The sequence below is a fragment of the Rhizobacter sp. P3_B12 genome, from assembly GCF_056402895.1.
The window spans coordinates 1-1,985 of record NZ_JBFUGN010001075.1; the positions used below are offsets into that span (position 1 = coordinate 1).

4 protein-coding genes are annotated in these 1,985 nt (G+C 69.4%); all 4 read left to right on the forward strand.

Annotated elements, in window-relative coordinates:
* Positions 1-222: 222 nt before the first annotated feature.
* Positions 223-726, forward strand: a complete 504-nt coding sequence (locus AC1D01_RS32250; protein WP_477873579.1) for a hypothetical protein — start codon at positions 223-225, stop codon at positions 724-726.
* A gap of 5 nt (positions 727-731) precedes the next feature.
* Positions 732-1,265, forward strand: coding sequence for a GTP-binding protein (locus AC1D01_RS32255; RefSeq protein WP_477873580.1), 534 nt, complete (start codon positions 732-734; stop codon positions 1,263-1,265).
* On the forward strand, positions 1,262-1,630 hold the full coding sequence (locus tag AC1D01_RS32260) for a hypothetical protein (protein ID WP_477873581.1): 369 nt from the start codon (positions 1,262-1,264) through the stop codon (positions 1,628-1,630). The genes AC1D01_RS32255 and AC1D01_RS32260 overlap by 4 nt, the downstream gene beginning before the upstream one ends.
* A gap of 116 nt (positions 1,631-1,746) precedes the next feature.
* The coding region (locus AC1D01_RS32265; protein WP_477873582.1) for a hypothetical protein at positions 1,747-1,985 on the forward strand (239 nt) is incomplete at its 3' end.

The window sequence follows — 1,985 nt, forward strand, 5'->3', positions numbered from 1 at the left end:
GGCCAGGGCCCCAAGGGCGAGAGCGATCTTCAAACCGGGCTTCATGCCGCAGCTTACCGCCGGTCCGGGGAGCGCGCCGGCGGATGAGGTGCTGTCATGCCCTGATCACGGTCGCATCATGACTTCGCTGAAGTCCATCCCTAGCATGGCGGTCAGCAACTCAGAGCACAGCCCAGCTTGATGTCCCCCCATCGCACCTCCGAGCGAACGCAGAAGCTGCAGGTGAATCACCTGACCGACAGCGACATCGCGAAGATCGCCGCCTTCCTGCGCATCGGCCGCGAGCGGCTGAGCCGGGACTGGCAGATCGTGTTCGAGGATGGGCATGACGTGCTCCGTCACCTGGCGCACCCGCTGCAGTACGAGGACGTCATCGACGCGCTGCAGGCGCTGGAGCGCCGGCTCGCCGCGCAGCCCGCAACGGCGGGCGCGCAGCTGCGTCTGCGCCGCTGGCCGGCGCATGCGTTGCTGCAAGGCGATGCCGATCGCCCCCGGCTCGCGAGCTTCCTGTTGTCGGCGCGGCAGATCGATATCGACGAACTGACGCGCCTGAGCCACGTCGACCGGCTGGCATGCGAGGCATTCGTGGCGGCGTTGATGGCGGCAGACGTGCTGGATGTGATGCCGGCCGCGCGATTGCGGCCCGATGTGACCGGGCCCGATGCGACCCGGTCCCCGGACCAGCGCACGTTCGGCGAGATCCGGCGCAGCCTGGGGCTGGCATGACGAGGATGGCCCAGCCCAGGATCGTGTTCACCGGGCCGCCCGGGGCCGGCAAGACCACCGCCATCGCGATGCTGAGCGACATTCCGCCGGTGGTCACCGACGTGCGCAACACCGACCCCACGCTCGCCAAGGAGCTCACCACCGTCGGGCTGGACTTCGGCCAGGTCGACCTCGCCGGTGGCCGCTGCGTGCAGCTGTTCGGCACGCCCGGGCAGCTGCGCTTCGAGTTCATGTGGCAGATCGTCGCCGCCGATGCGCTCGGCCTGGTGATCCTGCTCGACAACTCGCGACCCGACCCGCTGGACGATCTCTCGACCTGCCTGGACGCCTACCAGCACCTGCTGCCGACGATGAACTGCGCGGTCGGCATCGGACGCACGGCCGAATTCCCGCAGCCTGCGATCGACAGGTTCAGCGACCTGCTCACCGAGCGGGGGCTGGCCTTCCCGGTGCTGCCGGTGGACGTGCGCCGGCGCGAGGACGTCCTGCTGCTGGTCGACACCGTGCTCATCCAGGGCGAAATGCGCGCCGCGGCATGAACGCCTCCCGGATCGGTGCCGAACTGGACCGCATGGCCGCCCATCCGGGCGTCGTCGGCTGCGCGCTGGTCGATGCGCACACCGGACTGGTCTGGGACAGCCGGGCAGGGGCGCCGAACGCCGAGCGCGTGTGGGAGGCGGCGGTGGACTACTGGCGGCTGCACGACCGGCAGAAGCTGCACTTCGCCGGCCTGGGCGCGCTCGGTGCGGCGGTGATGTACCACCGCGCCGGCGTGCTCGCGGTGTTCCCGTGCTGCAGCAACCCCGACGTGCTGCTCGTCGCGCACGGCCAGCACCGCGGCGTCGACTGGATCGCGCTGCAGCGCATGGCGCGTGCACTCGGCGAGCTGCTGCGCCGTTCGTGACAACAGGCCGGCGCGGCGTTCCCACACACATGCCAGCCCGGAGATCGGGCATGGGCGCGGCCTTCGCCGTGCCGAAGCGATCTCCACACTCAACCCGACGATTGGAAGAAAGAAACATGGCAACCATCAAGCAATCCCTCGACGAGCTGCTGACCGTGGACGGCGCGATGTGCGCGGCGGTGGTCGATTCCGCCAGCGGCATGATGCTCGGCTCGGCAGGCTCCGGTGTCGACCTCGAAGTGGCCGCCGCCGGCAACACCGAGGTGGTGCGCGCCAAGCTCAAGACCATGCGCCAGCTCGGCCTGAACGACGTGATCGACGACATCCTGATCACGCTGGGCCGGCAGTACCACAT